This is a genomic window from Streptomyces globosus, from assembly GCF_003325375.1.
Lineage (GTDB): Bacteria > Actinomycetota > Actinomycetes > Streptomycetales > Streptomycetaceae > Streptomyces > Streptomyces globosus_A.
The window spans coordinates 6,329,095-6,350,485 of the sequence record NZ_CP030862.1; the positions used below are offsets into that span (position 1 = coordinate 6,329,095).

The 21,391-nt window shown below is 73.0% G+C and carries 16 protein-coding genes; 6 read left to right on the forward strand and 10 right to left on the reverse strand.

The features are described from left to right. The first annotated feature begins 326 nt into the window (after nucleotides 1-326). A complete protein-coding gene (locus tag C0216_RS28040) occupies nucleotides 327-1,535 on the forward strand; it encodes a PLP-dependent aminotransferase family protein (RefSeq protein WP_114057941.1) in 1,209 nt (402 codons plus the stop codon). A 1,131-nt stretch (nucleotides 1,536-2,666) separates the two neighbouring features. Here the strand turns inward: C0216_RS28040 and C0216_RS28045 are convergent. The 3 genes from C0216_RS28045 to C0216_RS28055 all read right to left on the reverse strand — a co-directional run bounded on the left by C0216_RS28045 (nucleotide 2,667) and on the right by C0216_RS28055 (nucleotide 5,170). Beyond that, nucleotides 2,667-3,269: a Uma2 family endonuclease gene (locus tag C0216_RS28045; protein WP_114058979.1), complete on the reverse strand. Its 603-nt coding sequence runs from the start codon at nucleotides 3,267-3,269 to the stop codon at nucleotides 2,667-2,669. Between the two features lie 46 nt (nucleotides 3,270-3,315). Then, on the reverse strand, nucleotides 3,316-4,419 hold the full coding sequence (locus C0216_RS28050; protein WP_216827116.1) for a helix-turn-helix domain-containing protein: 1,104 nt from the start codon (nucleotides 4,417-4,419) through the stop codon (nucleotides 3,316-3,318). A 286-nt stretch (nucleotides 4,420-4,705) separates the two neighbouring features. Then, the gene (locus tag C0216_RS28055) at nucleotides 4,706-5,170 is read right to left on the reverse strand and encodes an ATP-binding protein (protein WP_342777141.1); all 465 of its coding nucleotides are present in this window, start codon (nucleotides 5,168-5,170) and stop codon (nucleotides 4,706-4,708) included. Nucleotides 5,171-5,365: 195 nt separating this feature from the next. Between C0216_RS28055 and C0216_RS28060 the strand changes: the two genes are divergently transcribed. Further along, entirely contained in the window at nucleotides 5,366-6,223 is an 858-nt protein-coding gene (locus C0216_RS28060) for a helix-turn-helix domain-containing protein (protein ID WP_114057942.1), read from the forward strand. Beyond that, nucleotides 6,220-6,525, forward strand: coding sequence for a DUF397 domain-containing protein (locus C0216_RS28065; protein ID WP_114057943.1), 306 nt, complete (start codon nucleotides 6,220-6,222; stop codon nucleotides 6,523-6,525). The genes C0216_RS28060 and C0216_RS28065 overlap by 4 nt, the downstream gene beginning before the upstream one ends. A gap of 60 nt (nucleotides 6,526-6,585) precedes the next feature. On the opposite strand, the gene C0216_RS28070 is transcribed toward C0216_RS28065, so the two are convergent. The 3 genes from C0216_RS28070 to C0216_RS28080 all read right to left on the reverse strand — a co-directional run bounded on the left by C0216_RS28070 (nucleotide 6,586) and on the right by C0216_RS28080 (nucleotide 10,296). Continuing rightward, nucleotides 6,586-7,461, reverse strand: a complete 876-nt coding sequence (locus tag C0216_RS28070) for a geranyl diphosphate 2-C-methyltransferase (RefSeq protein ID WP_114057944.1) — start codon at nucleotides 7,459-7,461, stop codon at nucleotides 6,586-6,588. A gap of 17 nt (nucleotides 7,462-7,478) precedes the next feature. After that, entirely contained in the window at nucleotides 7,479-8,795 is a 1,317-nt protein-coding gene (locus C0216_RS28075) for a family 2 encapsulin nanocompartment cargo protein terpene cyclase (RefSeq protein ID WP_114057945.1), read from the reverse strand. 88 nt (nucleotides 8,796-8,883) lie between these two features. Then, entirely contained in the window at nucleotides 8,884-10,296 is a 1,413-nt protein-coding gene (locus tag C0216_RS28080) for a family 2B encapsulin nanocompartment shell protein (protein WP_114057946.1), read from the reverse strand. 364 nt (nucleotides 10,297-10,660) lie between these two features. Here C0216_RS28080 and C0216_RS28085 point away from each other — a divergent pair, with 364 nt between their 5' ends. The 3 genes from C0216_RS28085 (at nucleotide 10,661) to C0216_RS28095 (ending at nucleotide 15,694) form a co-directional block, all read left to right on the forward strand. Further along, a complete protein-coding gene (locus C0216_RS28085) occupies nucleotides 10,661-13,237 on the forward strand; it encodes a bifunctional FO biosynthesis protein CofGH (RefSeq protein ID WP_114057947.1) in 2,577 nt (858 codons plus the stop codon). Nucleotides 13,238-13,391: 154 nt separating this feature from the next. Next, the gene (locus C0216_RS28090; protein WP_216827117.1) at nucleotides 13,392-14,726 is read left to right on the forward strand and encodes an ADP-ribosylglycohydrolase family protein; all 1,335 of its coding nucleotides are present in this window, start codon (nucleotides 13,392-13,394) and stop codon (nucleotides 14,724-14,726) included. 107 nt (nucleotides 14,727-14,833) lie between these two features. Next, entirely contained in the window at nucleotides 14,834-15,694 is an 861-nt protein-coding gene (locus C0216_RS28095; RefSeq protein WP_114057948.1) for a TIGR03619 family F420-dependent LLM class oxidoreductase, read from the forward strand. Nucleotides 15,695-15,879: 185 nt separating this feature from the next. On the opposite strand, the gene C0216_RS28100 is transcribed toward C0216_RS28095, so the two are convergent. From C0216_RS28100 to C0216_RS28115, 4 genes are all read right to left on the reverse strand, one after another. Next, nucleotides 15,880-16,203, reverse strand: a complete 324-nt coding sequence (locus tag C0216_RS28100; protein ID WP_246042718.1) for a hypothetical protein — start codon at nucleotides 16,201-16,203, stop codon at nucleotides 15,880-15,882. A gap of 72 nt (nucleotides 16,204-16,275) precedes the next feature. After that, a complete protein-coding gene (locus C0216_RS28105) occupies nucleotides 16,276-17,829 on the reverse strand; it encodes an APC family permease (protein ID WP_114057950.1) in 1,554 nt (517 codons plus the stop codon). A gap of 247 nt (nucleotides 17,830-18,076) precedes the next feature. After that, complete coding sequence (locus tag C0216_RS28110) at nucleotides 18,077-19,588, reverse strand: aldehyde dehydrogenase family protein (protein ID WP_114057951.1); 1,512 nt, start codon at nucleotides 19,586-19,588, stop codon at nucleotides 18,077-18,079. Next, a complete protein-coding gene (locus C0216_RS28115) occupies nucleotides 19,585-21,324 on the reverse strand; it encodes an N-acyl-D-amino-acid deacylase family protein (protein ID WP_114057952.1) in 1,740 nt (579 codons plus the stop codon). The genes C0216_RS28110 and C0216_RS28115 overlap by 4 nt, the downstream gene beginning before the upstream one ends. Between the last annotated feature and the right edge of the window lie 67 nt (nucleotides 21,325-21,391).

Genomic DNA, 21,391 nt, shown 5'->3' on the forward strand with positions numbered 1-21,391 from the left:
CCTGGCCGCCTCCACCCCCACCCCACCACCCCCACCCCTGACCACCACGACGAGACCGGAGCACCGGAACCCGGCGAACGCCGGATCCGACCGCCAGGCCCCGGAACAACCGCACAGCACAGCGACAGAAGCCCTCTCGACCGGTCCGCCGTCTTGGCCGAGGGGGCTCCGTCATGTTCCGGGTCAGGCGGGGCGGTTGCAGCCGGCGCGACGCCAGGCCCGGCGAAACCGGCGGCCGTTCACTCCTCGAACGCATGGGTGCTACCTACATGTACCGCTCCTAGGATGTGCGCACCCGAACCGACCCCCCGCGAGGAGCCGCCGCCATGACCGCCACCGCCTCCGCCACCGCCTCCGCCGTCCAGCCGCCGCCGTTCGCCGCCCGCGCCACCGCCGTCGGCGGCTCACCGGTCCGGGAGATCCTCGCCCTCACCGAGCGCCCCGGCGTCGTCTCGTTCGCCGGCGGTCTGCCCGCACCCGAACTCTTCGACACGGACGGGCTGCGCGCCGCGTACGACGCCGCGTTCGCGACCTCCGCCGCACGGGCCCTCCAGTACTCCACCACCGAAGGCGCGCCGGAACTGCGCCGGGCCGTCGCCGCACGGGCGACCGCCCGCGGCCTCGCCACCACCGCCGACGACATCCTCGTCACCACCGGGTCGCAGCAGGCGCTGACCCTCATCACCGCCACCCTCGTCGAGCCGGGCGACACCGTCCTCGTCGAGAACCCCACCTACCTCGCCGCCCTCCAGGCCTTCGGCCTGGCCGGCGCCCGCGTCATACCCGTGCCCTGCGACGAGCAGGGCATCCTGCCGGACGCCCTGGAGGAGATCGTCCGCCGGGAGCGCCCGAAGCTCCTGTACTGCGTCCCCACCTTCCAGAACCCCACCGGCCGCACGCTGCCGGCCGCACGCCGGGCCGCGGTCGCCCAGGTCGCGGCCCGCCTGGGCCTGTGGCTGGTCGAGGACGACCCGTACGGCGACCTCCGCTTCGAGGGCGACGACGTGCCGTGGCTCGCCGCGCACCCGGGCGCGGAGGACCGCACGGCGCTGCTGGGGAGCTTCTCGAAGATCATGGCGCCGGGGCTCCGCCTCGGCTGGCTCCGCGCCCCGGCCGTCCTGCGGCGGGCGGCGGTCGTCGCGAAGCAGGCGGCCGACCTGCACACCTCGACGGTGGACCAGCTGGCGGCCGCCCACTACCTTTCCGCCGCCGACCTCGACGCCCACATAGCCGCCGTCCGCGACGCCTACCGCATCCGCCGCGACGCCCTCCTGGCCGGCCTGGGCGAAGCGCTCCCGGAGGGCTCGGAGTGGAACCGCCCGGAGGGCGGCATGTTCGTGTGGGCCCGCCTGCCGGAGGGCCACGACGCGACCGCGCTGTTGAAGCGCGCGGTGGCGAAGGACGTCGCCTTCGTCCCGGGGGAACCGTTCTACACGGGCACTCCGGATCCGCGGACGCTGCGGCTGTCGTTCACGACGCACACGGCGGAGGAGATCGCGGTGGGGCTGGAGCGGCTGAGGGCGGCGGTGGGCTGAGCGGAGGAGGTGGGCGGGAGCCGATGGGTCCGCGTCGGGTGTGTGACTGGGGGTGTCCCCGGCAGTTGATGGTGTCCGGGGCGGCCCGGTCCCTCAAGGGCGCGCCCGTTGGGCGCGTCGCTGCGCGATGGCCTTACGGCCACCCTTGACCGACCGACCCGCCCCGGAGGCATTTTTTCTGCCGGGACGCCCCCAGGGGAACGGCCAGGGGGAGGGCGAGGCGTCAAGGGTCATCAGAGAGCCTCCTCTCCCGCCCCGCAGGCCCCCCTTTCACCACCGGCATCAGCCGCCCCGTCGACCGGAGCCGGGTGGGCTGTGACGTAGCGAAACGACGCCCAGAGCATCATCTGGACACAGGAGCGCGGCAGATCGCTACGCGGGCGTCCTCGGCTCGGCGGCTGGCCGCCGTCAGAGGCCGGGGCGGCGCGGCAGATCGCTACGTGGGCGCCGTCGGCTCGGCGGCTGACCGCCGGATCGCAGGGGGCGGAGAGGGTGGAAGGGGCCTCCTGCCGCCAGACGCCGGTATACGAGGAGGGGGAGCGAGCCGGTGCGCTTCGCCGCCCCGGACGGCGGCCGGACGCCCAGGGGGGAGAAGCGCCCAGCGAGGTGGGGCGCTTCGCAGCCCCAGGCGGCAGCCGGACGCCGTGCAGACGGAGGCGTGTAGCGATCTGTCGCGTCCGCCCGCCCCAGACGACGGACAGACGCCGAAGAGAGGGAAGCACGTAGCGATTTGGGGCGCTCCTGTCTGCGGATGATGCTCTGGGCGCCGTTTCCTGCGGTCAGAGCCCACCCGGCTCCCGCTGGCGGGTCTGCTGATGCCGGTGGGGTGAAAGGGGCCCCGGGGCGGGAGGGCAGCGGCTCTGATCCGGCCGGTAGGTGATGGTCCCTCCAGGCCGTTCCCCTGGGGGCTTCCCGGCAGCTTGTTGGTATTCCGGGGCGGGCCGTCCTGTCAAGGGTGGCCCGCCAGGGCCATCGCGCAGCGACGCGACCAACGGGAGCGCCCTTTACAGGGCGGCCCGCCCCGGAAGGACAATGGGCTGCCGGGACACCCCCAGCACCAACCGACCCCGAGTCGTCGGCTCCCGACCATCCGGCTCCCGCCGACGCCTTCCAGGCCCCGCCTCCCCCTCGTCACGTCGCGACGCCGTCCGCATAGCGGGGGAGGCCGTTGGTGGGGATGGTCCAATCAGCGATCGTGACGTCCTCGCCGTACACGTAGTCCTTGCGCGTCGCGTACCTGGGGCCGGCTGGGGTGGTGTGGATGTCACTCATCACCGCGCCTGTGCCGGTACGCGGGTCGAAGACCGCGTACACGGGGATGCCGAGCAGGGCGTAGTCGCGCATCTTGCCGATCCAGTCGTTGTCCGGATTGGAACGGGAAACGACCTCGATCGCGGCGATCACCGTGCGCGGGTCAAAGGAACCTTCGCCCTGCATGTCTTCGAATGCGATCACCATGACGTCCGGGTGTCGCATGATGCCCTCGGGCTCGTCCTCCACGTCAGGTGTTCCCACGTGCGCCCACAGGCCGTCCGGCATCGTCTTCTCCAGGCGACGGCTGACCAGCCCTGCCGTCACCTCGTGCGGCCGTCCAGGGGCCGTCATGTCGTGGACGATTCCTTCCTTGGTGATCTCGAGTTTGCCGGGAACCACGTCCTCGATCCGGTCGATACCGTCACGCATGGCGCGGTAGAGGGCGTTGCCGTTCCGGGAGGCGTCAGGCGCGATGGTCATGGTGGCTCCTCGTCCGTGGCCGTGGGCCCGAGTCATCACCTTCATGCTAGGCAGCTCCTTCTGCGCGCACCCCGCAGCCGCTTCGTGCACCGCCCGCGGCTCGTCCATCCGCGCGCCTGCAGTCGCCGCATCTGCCCGGGGTCGGGGAGCGGAAGACGCGGCCGCAGCCGTCGCAGTCCTGGAAGGGGTCCGGGCGGGGACCCCGGCCCCGCAGGCCGGGCCGGGGGCCGGCCTGGGGCGGGAGGAGTTCGCGGAGGCGGTGGGCGATCACCGAGGGTGGGTGACGCAGGTCCGGTGGCAGGCCGGTGGAGAGCGCCAGGGAGATCGCCTCGGGTGGGGCGCCGCGCTCCAGCCAGCGGACGGTGCCGGGGGTGAGGCGGTGCACGTCGCGTTCGGAGAGGAGCAGGCGGGGGTCGGCCCGGTGGAGGCCCGTGAGGATCTCGTGTGCTGTCGCCACATGCTCTGGGGGGAGGGCCGGCGTCGGCGTCGGCGTTGCCACTGTGGCCGTCTGGTGGGCTGGGCGCTGTGCCGCCCCTGGAGTGGGCCGGGGCTCGGCCGCCTCGGGGGCGGACCGGGCTGCGGTGGGGGGTTCGGGGGCCGGCTGTGGGGGTGGGGGAACCTCGGGTTCGTCCGGGCGCGGCGGTGGTGCGGGGGACTCGGCCGCGGGCGGCGGCGTATCCGCCGATTCCGCCGCGGGTGGTCGCCGTGTCGGGGGTTCCGCGGCAGGCGGTTGTGGGTCCAGGGCGTCGGCCGTGGGCGCCAACGGCGCCGGTGGTCGTGGCGGCCGGGGTGCCTCCCGGGGCTCGGGGGACGGCACGAGTCGCGGCCTGAGGCGGGACGACGCGGTGCGGGTGGGCGGGCCGGAGGGCGTCCCGTGGGGGCGGTTGTACGAGATGGTGCGGGTGACGACGCGGCCCGACGGGAGGCGTTCGCGTACGCGGGCCAGGTAGCCCTGGGCCTCCAGCTCGCGCAGTGCGCGGCCGATGCGGTGCTCGCTGTCGGGGAAGCGTTCCGCGAGGGTGCGGATGGCCACCCGTGTCCCGGCGGGGAGCGACTGGATGTGCACGGCGAGGCCGATCGCGAGGAGCGACAGGTGGCGGTGTTGGGCGAGGTGGTTGCCGACGACCGTGAAGTGGCTGTCGTGTCGCACGTTGACGTGCGTTACGCCTGATCGGGGGGTGTCGGCGGGAACGCCGGGTGCTGGGCGCGCGGGCGCGCTACGCTGCTGCCAGTCCATTTGGGAAGGTCTGTGCTTCCTGGTTGGGTCAGGCCCCCGGCGCGGATCGCTAGTCCTGCCGGGGGCCGACGCATGTCTGCGGTTGTTTCGGCGCGAGCATATGCCCGGCAACCGGCGCCAAATCCGCCCAGTTGGCACAGTTCACCCGCGCGAGCGACAGCGGGTCGGGACAGGTCAAAGAGGTGGGTGGGTAGGTGGGTTAGCTTTCCCCGGTTCCTTTACTGGCCTCGTGCGCCGCCGTCTCACGGAGGGCCGTCCCGCGGCCCACCGGGCCGTGGATTCCCGGTGCCGGTGGGCGGTAGGGCGACACCTCGGCGAAGACCGTCTTCCACGGGGGCGGACCGGTGATGACGCCCCAACGGTCGGCCAGCTCGCCGACGACCGCCAGCCCGCGTCCTCCGGCCGCCGGGTCCGGCAGGCGGTCGTACCGGGTGTCCGTCACCTCGATGCGGACGGTGCCGGTGGGATGGATGGCGAGGACGAGGCGGAAGTCCCGTCCGGGGACGCGGCCGGGAGTGACGGCGTTGGCGAGCAGCTTGGCGAGGATGCGCTCGGGCCGCTCCAGCGGCACGCCCCAAGCGCGTAGCTGCTCGACAGCGAGCAGCCGCCCGAGGCGGGCGCCGCGCGGGCTGGCGGAGAGCTGGAGGACGCACGCCGGGGGCACGGATGGTCCGGGGTGAGGGAGTTGTGGAATCACATCACTCAGCGTGGCGATGTGTGTCTACGCTGAGAAGCGGCGACGCCCCTGCGTACTGCGGCTGTCCGGACGCTGTCCGGACCTGTCCTGTCTGTCCGAGACGCACCTGCGGGTACCGGGCGTTGAGCATGTCGGGCACGGGCACGTCGGAAGTGGGTGCGCATGAGCGTGGACGGCGACGGAACGGAAGAGCCGGGCTGGGAGGTCGACCCGGAGGACGAACAGGGCGCGGCGGTCGTCGCGGCCGTCGGTCGGCAGCTGAAGGTGTGGAGAGAGACCGCCGGTCTGCGGGCCTCTGATCTCGCGGCCCGCATGGGGTACGGGGAGGACCTGGTCCGCAAGGTCGAGGCGGGGCGCCGCATCCCGCGCCCCGAGTACCTCGACCGTGCGGATGAGGTGCTGGGGGCTGAGGGCCGCATCGCGGCCATGAAGAAGGATGTCGAGCCTGCCCGCTACCCCAAGCGGATCCGCGATCTGGCCATGTTGGAATCACGTGCGGTTGAGCTGCTGTCGTACGGGAACCACAACATTCACGGCTTGCTACAGACCGAGGAATACGCGCGGGCACTATTCGAGATGGCCAGCCCGGCCGAATCGGAGGCGCAGATAGAGCGTGGCGTGGCAGCACGGATGGCGCGGCGTTCGATCTTCGATCGTGACCCCGCACCCGCACTGAGCTTCGTCGTAGAAGAGGTGGCACTCATGCGGCCATTGGGTGGACCAACGGTTCGACGGCGACAGCTCGAACACCTGCTGGAGGTTCTCCAGTTGCGCAACGTGACGTTTCAGGTGATGCCGACCGCGTGCGAGGAGCACGCGGGAATGGCAGGGCTCATCCAGGTGCTCAAGTTCGGTGACGGGACTGCCGTCGGTCGGGCGGAGGGCACCTTTCACGGGCGGCCAGTGGCCGATCCGAAGCAGCTCCGGATTCTGGAATCGAGGTATGGCATGATCCGGGCCCAGGCTCTCACGCCCCGGGAGTCGCGGTCCTTCATCGAGCAACTGCTGGGAGCAGCATGAACCGCAACTTCGAACTGGTTTGGTTTAAGAGCAGCTACAGCGACAGCAGCGACATCAACGACTGCGTGGAAGTCGCCTGGGTAAAGAGCAGCTACAGCAGCTCCAGCGATATCAACGACTGCGTCGAGGTCGGCTGGGCCAAGAGCAGCCACAGCAGCGGCTCCGAAGGCGACTCCTGCGTCGAGGTCGCCAGTACCCCCGCAGCCGTCCTCGTCCGCGATTCCAAGGACACCGCCGTCCCGCACCTGAGCTTCTCCCCGGCCGCCTGGGCCGGATTCGTCGCAGGGGCGCGGCAGGCGTAGCCGGTCAGAGGGAAGCCGGGCCCGGTGTCGTGCGGGCCCGGCGCGGGCGGCCGGAAGGCGTCAGACCCGGTCCGCGGCGATCAGGACGTACTGGAACGATCCGTCCCTGTAGGAGTTGATGAACGCCTCCTCGATGCCCGTGACCAGCGAGGACGTGGCGCGCAGCTCCCAGTACGGGAGGGTCGCCGGGGTGAGGTCGATGACGGCCTGGGGGACGAGGCGGTTGTCTGCCATGGCGCGCATGTACTCGCGGCGGGAGTGGATGTTGCACTCGAAGTGGGCGTTGATCTGCGAGACCCACTTCGACGGCTGCCCGTAGCGGGGGTTCCAGCAGCCGGTGATGGTGACGTAGCGGCCGCCCACGGCGAGGATGCGGGAGTGCTCGGCCATGAGGTCGTGGAGGTCGACGTACATGCTGGACTCGTTGTTCCAGGAGGCGGCGGCCTGCCCGGTCTCGAACGGCATGTCGAGCATGTTGCAGACGCGGGAGCGGACGAAGTCCGCGATGCCGAGTTCCGCGGCGCGGTTGTTGCCGAAGTCGGCCTGCTTGGCGGAGAGGGTGACGCCCTCGACCTTGCAGCCGAACCGCTGGTGGGCCATGACCATGGAGCCGCCGCGGCCGCAGCCGGCGTCGACGAGGAGGTCGTCGCGGCCGATGGTGCCGAGGTTGTCGAGGAGGACGTCGGTCTGGGCGGATTCCAGGCGGTGGAGTTCGGCGATGAGCTTCTTCTCGTACGCGCTGTCGGCGGGGTCGCCGAGGGCGTCGTGGTCGATGTCGCCGATGCCGTAGTGGTGGTGGTAGAGGCCGTCGACATCGCCGAGGCGCAGGTTCACCGGCCGGGCCTCTTCGTTCCAGTAGCGGGCGATGTCGCCCTGGTACGGGGTGGCCGGGGCGGGGATGAACGTGGCGGGGGTGGTGAGTTCGATGCTGGACACGGGTGAATCCATTCCTCTTACCAGAAGTCGGGCAGGCTGTAGCGGTACGTGTTGGTCATGTGCCAGTAGTGGTTGCCGTCGACCCACGTGGCGACTCCCTTGAGGAAGCGCAGGACGCGCGGGTCGGGGCAGGAGGCGGCGAGTTCGGCCGCGGCGGCCTCGAAGGCGTACATGAGGTCGTTGTGGACCTCGACGGCCTTGAGGTAGGCCTCCTTGGCGGAGAGGCCTTCGCGTTCGGCAATCACCACCGGCAGGTTCAGGTGCATGCCGGGGCTGTCGAGTTCCTTGGTGTACGAGTACAGGTCGTTGGCGATGGTGGTGGCGTTGCCCGCGAGGGCGATGACGCGCTGCATGGCGGGCAGGGCGTGCAGGTCCGCGGGGAGTTCGTAGCCGCCGACGGTGTCGGTGATGGTGGGGCAGGGGCGGAAGTTGTTGAACTGCCGCATCGCCAGGTACTCGGCCACCTGCGGGACGTAGTCGGTCTGCGCCCAGGCGGCCTCGGCGAGGTAGCCCATGTGCAGGCGGGCCATGTCGTGCCGGTAGCGGTCGGCCTGGGAGGGGGTGGCGACCTGGAGGAAGTACTCCATCGCGGACCGGTACGAGCGGCGCGGCGCGTCCGAGAGGAGCGTTTCCGCCCAGGCCGGGGCGTACTCGCCGGTGGTGTGGAGCGGGTCGAGGGCGGTGTGGGCGAGGAGGAGCCGGCCGCCGAGGCCGACGGGTGAGCCGCCGTGGTCCTCGCAGTAGCAGTCGTCGACGACGTTCTCGGCGACCATGAGGCGGGTGGCGACCATGAGGTGGTCGAGGGTGGGGGCGTCCGGGTGGCAGGCGACCATGTAGCGGCCGACGGAGAAGCCGTCGAACTGGTCCTCCCACTCGGGCGGGTACGCCTCGACCTCGTCGACCGCCCACCGCTTGATGCGGCGGCTGACCTCGGCCACGCGGACCGGGTCCGGTTCGGGGACGGGGTGGTGGTAGAGGCCGGGGATGGGCCGGCCCTCGGCGGCCGCAGCCGCCGGCGGCTGCGGCGGCTCCGGCAGGGCCGGCGGGGCGGGCAGGGCCGACAGGTCCGCCGACAGCTCCGGGCGGCGGGCCCAGTGCAGGCTCGCCGTGCCGAGGCCGCTGGGGCCGGCCATGATCCGCTCCAGGGCCTCGCCGTGCCCGCGCTCCGGGATCGGCGGAGCCGCCGGGGCGGGCAGGTCGGCGGGCGCGGCCTGCGGGGTCTCCGGGGCCGGGGGGCGCGGCCGGAAGGGCAGTCCGGGGACAGCGGGCAGCCGGGGCCGGGCCGCGGCGGCGGGCAGGCTCGACTGCATGGGGGAGGGCCCAGGCTCGGGCATCCGTTCCTCCTCGGTGGGATGGGTGGGCCGGCCCGGATCCCGGGCGCGCCGGGACGGCCCGGGGCGGTTCGGGCGGTGGCCTGGCCCCCTAGTCGCGCCTGCGGGCGATCTGGACGTTCTCCAGCACGCCGAGCGCGTCCGGCACGAGGACCGCGGCGGAGTAGTACGCCGTCACCAGGTACGAGATGATCGACTTCTCGTCGATGCCCATGAAGCGGACCGACAGGCCCGGCTCGTACTCCTCCGGCAGCCCCGTCTGGCGCAGGCCGATGACGCCCTGGTTCTCCTCGCCGGTGCGCATGGCGATGATGGAGCTGGTGTTCTCCCTGCTGATCGGGATCTTGTTGCACGGCAGGATCGGGACGCCGCGCCAGGCCGGGACGCTCTGCCCGCCGACATCGACGTGGTCCGGGTAGAGCCCGCGGGCGTTGAACTCGCGGCCGATCGCCGCGATGGTCCGCGGGTGGGCGAGGAACAGGCGGGTGCCGCGGCGGCGGCACAGCAGCTCGTCCAGGTCGTCGGGGGTGGGCGGCCCGGAGTGGGTCTGGATGCGCTGCTTGAACGCCGCGTTGTGGAGGAGGCCGAACTCGCGGTTGTTGACCAGCTCGTGCTCCTGCCGCTCGCGCAGCGCCTCGATGGTCAGCCGGAGCTGCTCCTCCGTCTGGTTCATCGGCTCGTTGTAGAGGTCCGCGACGCGCGTGTGGACTCGCAGGACGGTCTGCGCGATGGAGAGCTCGTACTCGCGCGGCCGCAGCTCGTAGTCGACGAAGGTGCCGGGGAGTTCGGGCTCGCCGGTGTGGCCGGCGGACATCGCGATCTCGGCTTCGCCGTGCCGGTTCTGGCGCTGCTGCGGGAGCGAGCTGAAGCGCGTGATGTGGTCCTGGAGCGCCGGGGAGGCGGCGAGGACGGCGTCGAAGTCGGCGCGGGAGAGGGTGAGGAGGGTGCCGGCGGTCTCGGCGGTGGCGGTGTAGTCCCAGGTGCCCTGGCCGTCGAGGAGGGCGTGCTCGCCGAAGCGGTCGCCGTCGCCGAGGACCGCGAGGTCGACGGTGTCGCCGTACTTGCCGACGGACGTGTGGCCGACGCGGCCGTGGGCGATGAGGTGGATGTGCTGGGCGGGGGCGCCGCGCTCGACGATGACCTCGCCGGGCCGGAAGTCGCGCTGGACGCAGCGGGAGGCCAGCTCGCGCAGGGCGTCCTCGTCGTCGAATCCGCGCAGCATGGCGAGTTCGCCGAGCTCGCGGGGGATGACGCGGACACTCGCGCCGTCCTGCACGAACTCGATGACGCCGTCGCCGACGGCATACGTGAGCCGCCGGTTCACACGGTAGGTGCCGCCCTTGGTCTCCACCCAGGGGAGCATCCGCAGCAGCCAGCGGGAGGTGATCTCCTGCATCTGCGGGGCGGACTTGGTCGTGGTGGCGAGGTTGCGGGCAGCCGCCGTGGCAAGGCTGGACTGCCGGGGCGGCGCCGGCTGCGTCTCGGGGCTGCTGTCAACGGTCATCGGACAAGCTCTCCTTCGCGAGGGGCGGCAACCGGGCGTGCCCACACGTCACCGGTGAAAGAGGGAGGAAGGGGGTGAATATCCGGGAATCCGGCCAGATCCCGGGGAACAGTAACGGCCTGACTGCCGGTTGGAGCCCTCCGGAGGCATGCCTGTCCCCCGATGCGGTGATCTTGACCGTAAGGATGTTTGGCGAATGCACGACATCCGGACGGGACGCGGCCGGATCGCAGCGGTACGGCCTCCGGCCTCCGCGCCGCGGGCGAGAGCCGGCCCATCCCCGCTGGTCAAGCGCGGCGAGCCGATGCGGATGGGCGGCAGGGAGCCCGCCCGCCCCCCGGCTACCGGACCGTATGCTCACCGCATGACCCCTCCGAGTGACGCCCCGACCCAGAACGCGATGCGGCGCGCCCTGCGGCGCGCCCGCGACGGTGTCGCCCTGGACACGGCCGAGGCCGCCGTCCTCCTCCGGGCCCGCGGCGCCGACCTCGACGACCTCGCCGCGTCCGCCGCCCGCGTCCGCGACGCCGGCCTCGCCGCCGCCGGCCGGCCCGGTGTCATCACGTACTCGAAGAGCGTGTTCCTCCCCCTCACCCGCCTCTGCCGCGACAAGTGCCACTACTGCACCTTCGCGACCGTCCCCGGGAAGCTGCGCCGCGCCGGCCAGGGGATGTTCATGTCACCGGACGAGGTCCTCGACATCGCCCGCCGCGGCGCCTCACTCGGCTGCAAGGAAGCCCTCATCACCCTCGGCGACAAGCCCGAGGACCGCTGGCCCGAGGCCCGCGAGTGGTTGGAGGCCCACGGCTACGACGACACCGTCTCCTACGTCCGCGCCATCTCCATCCGCATCCTCGAAGAGACCGGCCTGCTCCCCCACCTCAACCCCGGCGTCCTCACCTGGGCGGACTTCCAGCGGCTCAAGCCCGTCGCCCCCTCCATGGGCATGATGCTGGAGACCACCGCGACGCGCCTGTGGTCCGAGCCCGGCGGCCCCCACCACGGCTCCCCCGACAAGGAGCCCGCCGTCCGCCTCCGCGTCCTCGAGGACGCCGGACGCTCCTCCGTCCCCTTCACCTCCGGCCTCCTCATCGGCATCGGGGAGACGTACGAGGAGCGCGCCGAGTCGCTGTTCGCGCTGCGCCGCACCGCCCGCGCGTACCACGGCATCCAGGAGCTGATCATCCAGAACTTCCGCGCCAAGCCGGACACGGCGATGCGCGGCATGCCCGACGCCGAACTCGACGACCTCGTCGCCACCATCGCCGTCGCCCGCCACATCATGGGCCCCTCGGCCTGCCTCCAGGCCCCGCCCAACCTCGTCGACGGCGAGTACGCCCGCCTGATCGGCGCCGGCATCGACGACTGGGGCGGCGTCTCCCCGCTGACCATCGACCACGTCAACCCCGAACGGCCCTGGCCGCAGATCGACCGGCTCGCCGAACAGTCCGCCGCCGCCGGCTTCGAGCTCCGCGAACGGCTCTGCGTCTACCCGGAGTTCGTCCAGCGCGGCGAACCCTGGCTGGACCCGCGGCTGCTGCCCCACGTCCGGGCCCTCGCCGACCCGGCGACCGGCCTCGCCCGGCCCGACGCCGAGGTCACCGGCCGGCCCTGGCAGGAACCCGAGGACGCCTTCACCGCCTCCGGCCGCACCGACCTGCACACCGCCGTCGACACCGAAGGCCGCACCGGCGACCGCCGCCAGGACTTCGACCACGTCTACGGCGACTGGGACGCCCTCCGCGAAGCCGCCGCCCCCGGCATGGCCCCCGAACACATCGACACCGACGTCCGCGCCGCCCTCTCCCAGGCCGCCGACGCCCCCGAACGCCTCACCGACGCCCAGGCCCTCGCCCTGCTCCACGCGGACGGGCCCGCGCTGGACGCCCTCTGCCGGATCGCCGACCAGCTGCGGCGTGACGTCGTCGGCGACGACGTCACCTACATCGTCACCAGGAACATCAACTTCACCAACGTCTGCTACACCGGCTGCCGCTTCTGCGCCTTCGCGCAGCGCCGCACCGACGCCGACGCCTACACCCTCTCCCTCGACCAGGTCGCCGACCGGGCCGCCCAGGCCTGGGACGTCGGCGCCGTCGAGGTGTGCATGCAGGGCGGCATCCACCCCGACCTGCCCGGCACCGCGTACTTCGACATCGCCCGCGCCGTCAAACAGCGCGTCCCCGGCATGCACGTCCACGCCTTCTCCCCCATGGAGATCGTCAACGGCGCCACCCGCACCGGCATGTCCGTACGCGACTGGCTCACCGCCGCCAAGGAAGCCGGCCTCGACTCCATCCCCGGCACCGCCGCCGAGATCCTCGACGACGAAGTCCGCTGGGTCCTCACCAAGGGCAAACTGCCGGCCGCCGACTGGATCGACGTCGTCACCACCGCCCACGAGCTGGGCATACGCTCCTCCTCCACCATGATGTACGGGCACGTCGACCAGCCCCGGCACTGGCTCGGCCACCTGCGCACCCTCGCCCGCATCCAGCAGCAGACCGGCGGCTTCACCGAGTTCGTCACCCTCCCCTTCATCCACACCAACGCCCCCGTCTACCTCGCGGGCATCGCCCGGCCCGGCCCGACCGTCCGCGACAACCGCGCCGTCACCGCCATGGCCCGCCTGCTGCTCCACCCGCACATCACCAACATCCAGACCAGCTGGGTCAAGCTCGGCGCCGACGGCGCGGCCGAAATGCTCCGCTCCGGCGCCAACGACCTCGGCGGCACCCTCATGGAGGAGACCATCTCCCGCATGGCCGGATCGAGCTACGGCTCCTACCGCTCCGTCCGCGACCTCACCGCCATCGCCGAAGCCGCCGGCCGCCCCGCCACACCCCGCACCACCCTGTACGGCAAGGTCCCGGAGGAGCGGCAGCGCACCGCCCAGGCCTCCGACGGCCACCTGCCGCGACTGCTCCCCGTCCTGGACTGAGCCCGGCCCCTGCCGGACCGACACGCGCACTTTCGGCCGTTCTCCGCGCACATACGGGCCGCCTGACCGCCGTGCCCCGAAACGGGCCGGTCCCGGCGGTTACAGTGCGCGCCAGAGCCCGCGGGGGGCGGGCTCGCAGGCTGGGGGACGCACCATGGACACCGCAACGACCACCGACACGGCACCGGCACCGGCACCGGCACCGGCAGCAGCCCTGGCCGCGACCCCGGCCGCGGAGGCCGCTCCGACCGCGCAGACACACCCGGCCACTGCCGGACAGTCCGCCGCAGCCGCCCGGCCGACCGCGGACACCGCCCCCGACGCCACCCCCGAGGCCGCCCCGGACACTGACACCCCCGGCGCCCGCACCCCCCTCACCATCGGCGCGTGGGGCCGCACCGAGCAGCAGGACTTCCGCAGCCGCGTCCGCGGCACCCTCCTCGGCTCCGCGATCGGCGACGCCCTCGGCGCCCCCGTCGCCGGCCTCTCCCTCGACGGCATCCGCAACACCCACGGCGTCGAAGGCCTCACCGAACCCGCGCCCGCCCACGGCCGCCGCGGCACCGTCACCGCCTCCACGCAGCTCACCCTCTTCACCGTCGACGGCCTCATCCGCGCCCACGTCCGCCGCGACACCGGCGCCTGGCACCCGCCCACCGACATCCACCGCGCCTACCTCCGGTGGGCCGCCACCCAGAACGACTGGGGCCCCGACGAACGCCGCACCGACAACGGCTGGCTCGGCCAACAGGAGTGGCTGTACGCCCGCCGCGGCCCCGACCGCGCCTGCATGACCGGCTTCGCCGACACCATCCTCGGCACCCTCGACCAGCCGAAGAACCCCACCGCCCGCGACGCCGCCGCCACCACCCGGTCCGCCCCCTTCGGCCTCCTCGTCGGCTGGGAACCCGCCCTCGTCCTCCAACTCGCCATCGAATGCGCCGTCCAAAGCCACGGCCATCCGACCGCCTACCTGTCCGCCGGCGCGTTCGCCGTCATCGTGCACGCCCTCACCCGCGGCGACACCCTCGACAGCGCCGTCCACCGCGCCCTCGCCCTCCTCGCCGACCGCCCCGGCCACCAGCCCGTCACCGACGCCCTCCGGCGCGCCCTCACCGCCGCCGCCGAACCGGCCGCGCCCAGCCCCCGCGCCGTCGAATCCCTCTCCCCCGGCGACGGCCGCGACGCCGAGGACACCCTCGCCGTCGCCGTCTACTGCGCCCTCACGGCAGAGGACGTACGCCACGGGCTGCGCCTCGCCGTCAACCACGGCGGCGACTCCTCCGCCACCGGCGCCCTCTGCGGAGCCCTCCTCGGCGCCCTCCACGGCGAGACCGCCCTGCCGGCCCCCTGGCTCACCGACCTCGAAGGGCGCGCCACGCTGCTGGAACTCGCCGACGACTTCGCGCTGGAGATGACCCAGGGGCCCGCCCTGCACGGCCCGGCCGCCTCCGCGCCCGGCTGGCTGGCGCGGTACCCGCGGGGCTGACCGCCACCGGGCTGACACCCTCTCAACAATCCGGCGGGCAGGCCGTAGCGTGATCCGCACCCGTCCCGGGAGCCGAGCCGCGGACAGCCACGGAGGTGCCCTCGCCCATGCGGATCGCCACGACCATCTTCCTCACCGACCGGACTGTCACGCCTGTCCGCCTCGCCCACAGCCTGGAGGAGCGCGGCTTCCACGCCCTCTACCTGCCCGAGCACACCCACATCCCGGTCTCCCGCGACACCGAGGCGCCGATGGGCGGCGAACTCCCCGACGAGTACGGGCGCACCCTCGACCCCTTCGTCGCCCTCGCGCAGGCCGCCGCCGTCACCCGCCGCCTCCGCGTCGGCACCGGCATCACCCTGGTCGCCCAGCACGACCCGATCGTCCTCGCCAAGCAGGTCGCCACCCTCGACCACCTCTCCGGCGGCCGCCTCACCTTCGGCGTCGGCTACGGCTGGAACGTCGAGGAGGCCGCCGACCACGGCGTCGACTGGCGCACCCGCCGCGAACGCGTCCACGACCACCTCGCCCTCATGCGCACCCTCTGGGCCCCCGAACCCGCCGCCCACACCGGCCCGTACGCTTCTGTCAGCGCCAGCGCCGCCCACCCCAAGCCGGCCCAGACACCCCGCGAACTCACCCCGGGCCGACCCCTCCACGGCCCCCGCACCCTGCTCGGCGGGGCGGCGGGCCCGAAGCTCTTCGCGGCGATCGCCGCCCACGCCGACGGCTGGCTCCCCATCGGCGGAGGCGGCCTCACCGAATCCCTGCCGGCACTGCGCCGAGTGTGGGAAGCCGAGGGGCGCGACCCCAAGGCCCTGCAGGTGGTCCCGTACGCGGTCCGCCCGAACCCGGGAAAGCTGGCGCACTACGCGGAACTCGGCATCGAGGAGGTCGTCCTGCAACTCCCGCCGGGGAGGGAGTCGGAGGTGCTGAGGACGTTGGACGAGTACGCGCAGTATCTGTGACGGGGTGGGGATGGGGCGGGAGCCGATAGGCCGGGTCGGAGGCGCGGCGGCGGGACGCGGGGTGGGCGGGAGCCGCCCCGCCGTCGCGGTCCGGCCCCGATTCGGCGGCTCCTGTCCTCACCCGCGCCCAGCCCCGCGCCCCGCCGCCCCGGGTCAGGGCGCGGCCCTGTACTCCCCCGCCGTCGCTACTTGACTGCCGGCCCCTGCGGCAGCGTCTGCAGTGCCCCGCCCGCGCCTGCCAGTGAGGCGCTCGTGGACTTGGTGGCCGAGTCCGCCGCCGCGCCTGTCACCGCAAGGGCCGTCTTCGTGTCCTGTACGGCCTGGCCCGGGTGGTCGACGATGTCGCCGACGCGCTTCGCGAGGGGGGCGGCCGCCTGGAGGCTCGTGCCGTCGGCGTGGGCGGCGCCGGCCGCCAGGCCGAGGGCGCCCGTCGAGAGGGCGAGGGCCGTGAGGCCGCGCTTCACGGCGTTCTTGGCGTGCTTGGCGTTCTGCGTGTTCTTGGCGCTCATGCCGCGTACAACGACCTGCCGGGCCCGGGGGTCACCCCCCGGGCCCGGCAGGGCCGTTGCGCGTGGGGCCGGTCAGTCTTCGACGACCAGGGCCGGCGTCGACTTGGTGAGGACCTCGCCGCGGAAGAAGGCGGGGCTGCGGCGTTCGGTGACGAGCATGACGCCCAGGCCGAGGACGAGGAGGCCGACGCCGATGACGAAGACGCTGCCGACGCCGAGGACGGTGGATCCCGATCCGTACGCCGGGTCCCACATGTCGACGAGGGTCTTGAGGAAGACGGCGGCCAGCAGGATCCCGCCCAGGAGGGGGAAGACGCCCTTGAAGAAGAGGTCGCGGGCGCTGCGCCGCAGTTCGGCGCGGAAGTACCAGGCGCAGGCGAAGGCGGTCAGCGAGTAGTAGAAGCAGATCATCAGGCCGAGCGCGAAGATCGTGTCGGTGAGGACGTTCTCGCTGACGAGGGTCATGACGGTGTAGAAGGCGCCGGTCGCGACGCCCGCCATGACGGTGGCGCGGCCCGGGGTCTTGAACTTCGGGTGGACCTTCGCGTACGCGGGCGGCAGCGCCTCGTACGCGGACATCGCGAGGACGGTGCGCGCCACCGGGATGAACGTGGTCTGGAGCGAGGCGGCGGCGGAGGCCAGGACCGCGATGAAGAGGAGGATGCCGAGGGCGGGGCCCATGACGGGGCCGGCGAGGGCGGCGAAGACGTTGTCGGAGGTCTCCGGGTTGGCGAGGCCGAGGCCCTTGTCGCCGGAGCCGACGGCCATCTGGGCGGCGATGCCGGTGGCCAGGTAGGAGCCGACCAGGACGACCATCGCGATGAGTGAGGCGCGGCCCGGGGTCTTGGCGGAGCCGGTGGTCTCCTCGTTGGTGGCGAGGCAGGCGTCCCAGCCCCAGTACATGAAGATCGAGAGGGAGAGGCCGGCGGTGAAGGCCGCCATGGACTCGACCGCGAAGGGGTTCATCCACTCCCAGGAGAAGTCGAGCCCGGTGTCGAAGCTGCCGGCGGACGCCTTCTGGAGGGCCATGGCGACGAAGACGGCGAGGACGACGAGTTGCAGGCCGACCAGGGTGTACTGGACGCCCTTGGTGGCGGTCATGCCGCGGTAGCTGATGGCGGTGGCGACGGCTATGAGGGTGAGGCAGGTGGCGATGTGGACGAGCTTGTTGTCGTCGAGGGCCGCGATCGAGGGGCTGCCGGTGATCTCGCCGGCCAGCAGCCAGAAGTAGGAGGTCGCCACTCCGGCCAGGTTGGACAGCACGATGATCGTGGCGATGACGAGGCCCCAGCCGCACATCCAGCCGATGCGCGGGCCGAAGGCCTTGACGGTCCAGGTGAAGGAGGTGCCGCAGTCGGGTACGGCCTTGTTGAGCTCGCGGTAGGCGAAGGCCACGAGGAGCATCGGGAGGAAGCCGGCCAGGAAGACGGCCGGCATCTGGACGCCGACCTCGCCGGCCGTCGAGCCGAGGGTGGAGGTCAGGCAGTAGACGGGGGCGACGGTGGAGACGCCGATGACGGCGCTGCCCACCAGTCCCACGGACCCCTTGCCGAGGCCCTTGCCGCGTACGTCGGTGACGTCGCGTGCCGTGTCTTCGGCCGCGGGCCGAACGTCCAGCTGAGTCATGCCAATGGACGTTAGAGCCTGCGGTTTCCACATCCGGAAGCTGAAAGTCCGGAATCTCCGAGTCCAATTGACCTTGGAATCCAGAGGCAGGGAAGGGGGCTGGGAAGCTTTGAAAGGCCTTCGCCCGGGCGTTACCCCCGGTTCACAGGACCCGGTCCGGCGGTTTCGGTATGCGGAAACCGTAGCCATGTCCGTTTTGCCGGATTGGAAATTTTCCCGCACCAGTTTTCCGCCCGCCCTGCGCCCCTCACCCCGCCCAGACGATCGCCTGCACCTCGCTGTACGCGTGCAGCGCGTACGAGCCCACGTCCCGCCCCACCCCCGAGCGCTTGAACCCGCCGAACGGCGCCTCCATGTTCCGCCCGACCGTGTTCACCCCCACCCCGCCCGCCCGCAGCCGCCGCGCCACGCGGAACGCGCGCTCCGCGTCCCGCGACCACACGTAGCTCAGCAGCCCGTAGTCGCTGTCGTTCGCCAGCGCCACCGCCTCGTCCTCGCCCCCGTCGAACGGCACCACCGACACGACCGGCCCGAAGACCTCCTCCCGGACCACCCGCATGTCCGCCGTGCAGTCGGCGAGCAGCGTCGGCGCCACGTAGAAGCCCCGGCCCCGGCTCCCGCCCGTACGGCCCCCGCCCGGGCCGACCGCCGGCCGCTGCCCGCCGTGCACGAGCCGGGCGCCCTCCTTGCGGCCCAGCTCCACGTACGCCTCCACCCGGTCCCGGTGCGCGGCCGAGATCACCGGGCCGACGACCGTGCCCCGCTCCGCCGGGTGCCCGATCCGCAGGTGCGCCGCATACCCGGCCAGCTTCCCGACCAGCTCCCCGTACACCGACCGGTGCACGATGACCCGGGTCGGCGCGGTGCAGATCTGGCCGCTGTAGAAGGAGAACGTGGTGCCGATGCCGGCGACGGCCGCGTCCAGGTCGGCGTCGTCGAGGACGACCGCCGCCCCCTTGCCGCCGAGCTCCATCAGCTGCCGCTTCATCGTGCGGCCGCAGACCTCCGCGATGCGCTGCCCGACCGCGGTGGAACCGGTGAACGACACCATGTCGACGTGCCCGGACGCCACCAGGGCCTCCCCGACGGCCGCCGACTGCCCGCCGACGACGTTGACGACGCCCGCCGGGACCCCGGCCTCGGCGAGCGCCTCCGCCATCCGGAACACCGACAGCGGGTCCTGCGGCGCCGGCTTGACGACCACCGTGTTCCCCATGGCCAGCGCGGGCGCGACCTTGCCCGCCGGGTTGGCCCACGGGTTGTTGTACGAGGTGATGCAGGCGACCACACCGACCGGCTGCCGCACCTCCAGCGCCCCCAGGACCGCGGACCGCCCCATCGGCCCGGCCGCCGTGACCTGCGGCGGCAGTCCGCGCTCCACCGGTTCCAGGGCGCCCCGCGCGTACCGCCGGAACCGGGCGGCCCCGACACCCACCTGCATCGCGCGGGCCACCGCCGTCGGCGCGCCGCTCTCCGCCCGGGCCAGCTCCGACCACGGCTCGGACTCCCGCCGGATCACGTCGGCGGCCCGGTCCAGGATCCGCGCCCGCTCCTGCGGATCCGTCCGCGACCAGCCCTCGAACGCCGCGGCCGCCGCCGCGGCCGCCTCCTCCACCTGCGCCGGGGATGCCTCCGGGGCCAGGCCGACCACCGACTCGTCCGCCGGGTCGACGACCTCGTAGTGGCCGCCCGCCGGCTCGACCCACTCCCCGCCGATGAACAGCCGCCGGGCGCCGTCGCCGCGCTGCGCGCCGCTCACCGGGTCGCCACCGTCTCCGTGTCACGGCCCGAGCGCAGCACCCGGCCCGGGACGGCGCCCGTCACCTCGTCGTCGCGGACCGTCTCCACACCGTTGACCCGCACCGAGACGATCCCCACGGCGCGCGCGTCGAGCCGCGGGCTGCCGCCGGGCAGGTCGTGGACGAGCGTCGCCGGGCCGGCGTCGATCCGCTCCGCGTCGAACAGCACCAGGTCCGCGTACGCGCCCTCCTCGATCCGGCCGCGCCCGCGCAGCCCGAACAGCCGGGCAGGGTCGTCGGACAGCATCCGCACCGCCTGCTCCAGCGGCACCAGGCGGCGTCCGCGCAGGCAGTCCCCGAGGAAGCGCGTCGTGTACGGGGCCCCGCACATGCGGTCCAGGTGCGCGCCGGCGTCGGAGCCGCCGAGCATGACGTCCTCGTGCTGCCAGGTCTGCGCGCGCAGCGCCCAGCTCGCCGGGTCGTTGTCGGTGGGCATCGGCCACAGCACCGTGCGCAGGTCGTCGTGGGAGCAGATCTCCACGAGGCAGGCGAAGGGGTCCTGGCCGCGTTCGGCGGCGACGTCGCGGACGACGCGGCCGGTGAGGCCCTCGTTCTCCTTGCTGTAGGTGTCGCCGATGACGTACCGCCCGAAGTCGGCGAGGCGGCGGAACACGCCCGCCTCGGGGCTGTCGGCGCGGCGCAGCATCTCCGCCCGGACGGCGGGGTCGCGCAGTTCGGCGATCCGCTCGGGGACGGGCAGGCCGAGGACGGCGCCCCAGCCGGGGATCAGGTTCAGTGCGCAGAACGAGCCCAGCGACATGTTCATGGGCGTGAGGATCGGCATGGTGAGGGCGACGATCCGCCCGCCGGCCCTGCGGGCGCGCTCGGAGGCGGCCAGCTGGCGGGGCACCCGGTCGGGGACGGCGGCGTCGATGGTGAGGACGTTCCAGTTCAGGGGCCGGCCGGCGGCGGCGCTCATGGCGACGAGCAGGTCGATCTCGGCGTCCGTGAAGCGGTCGAGGCAGCCGGCGACGATCGCCTCCAGCTGGGTGCCCTCGTGGTCGCCGACGGCGCGGGCGAGGGCGATCAGCTCGTCGGGGCGGGCGTGCCGGGAGGCGACGGGGGCGCCGTCGCCGTCGGAGTGGGTGGCGGACTGGGTCGTGGACAGGCCCCACGCGCCGGCGTCCATGGCCTCGTGGAGGAGGGCGGTCATCCGGTCGAGCTGGGCGGCGGTGGGCTGCCCGCCGACGGCGTCGGCGCCCATGACGTGGCGGCGCAGCGCGCAGTGGCCGACCATGAAGCCGGCATTGACGGCGATGCGGCCCTCCAGGGCGTCGAGGTACTCGCCGAAGGTGGACCAGGTCCAGTCGACGCCGTCCTCCAGGGCCTGCAGGGACATGCCCTCGACCTTGCTCATCATGCGGCGCGTGTAGTCGGCGTCCTCGGGGCGGCCGGGGTGCAGCGGGGCGAGGGTGAAGCCGCAGTTCCCCCCGGCGACGGTGGTCACGCCGTGGTTCATGGAGGGCGTGGCGTACGGGTCCCAGAACAGCTGGGCGTCGTAGTGGGTGTGCGGGTCGACGAAGCCGGGGCACAGGACGAGGCCGGAGGCGTCCTCGGCGGTGCGGGCCGGCTCGGTGACGGTGCCGGGGGCCGCGACGGCGGCGATCAGGCCGCCGCGTATGCCGACGTCGGCGGTGCGGGCGGGGGCGCCGGTTCCGTCGACGACGGTCGCGCCCCTGATGAGGTGGTCGAGCATGTCGGTGACGTCCCTTCTCGGGCCTTCTCGGGCCTTCAGGCGCCTTTAGGGCGTTCTCGCGCCTTCT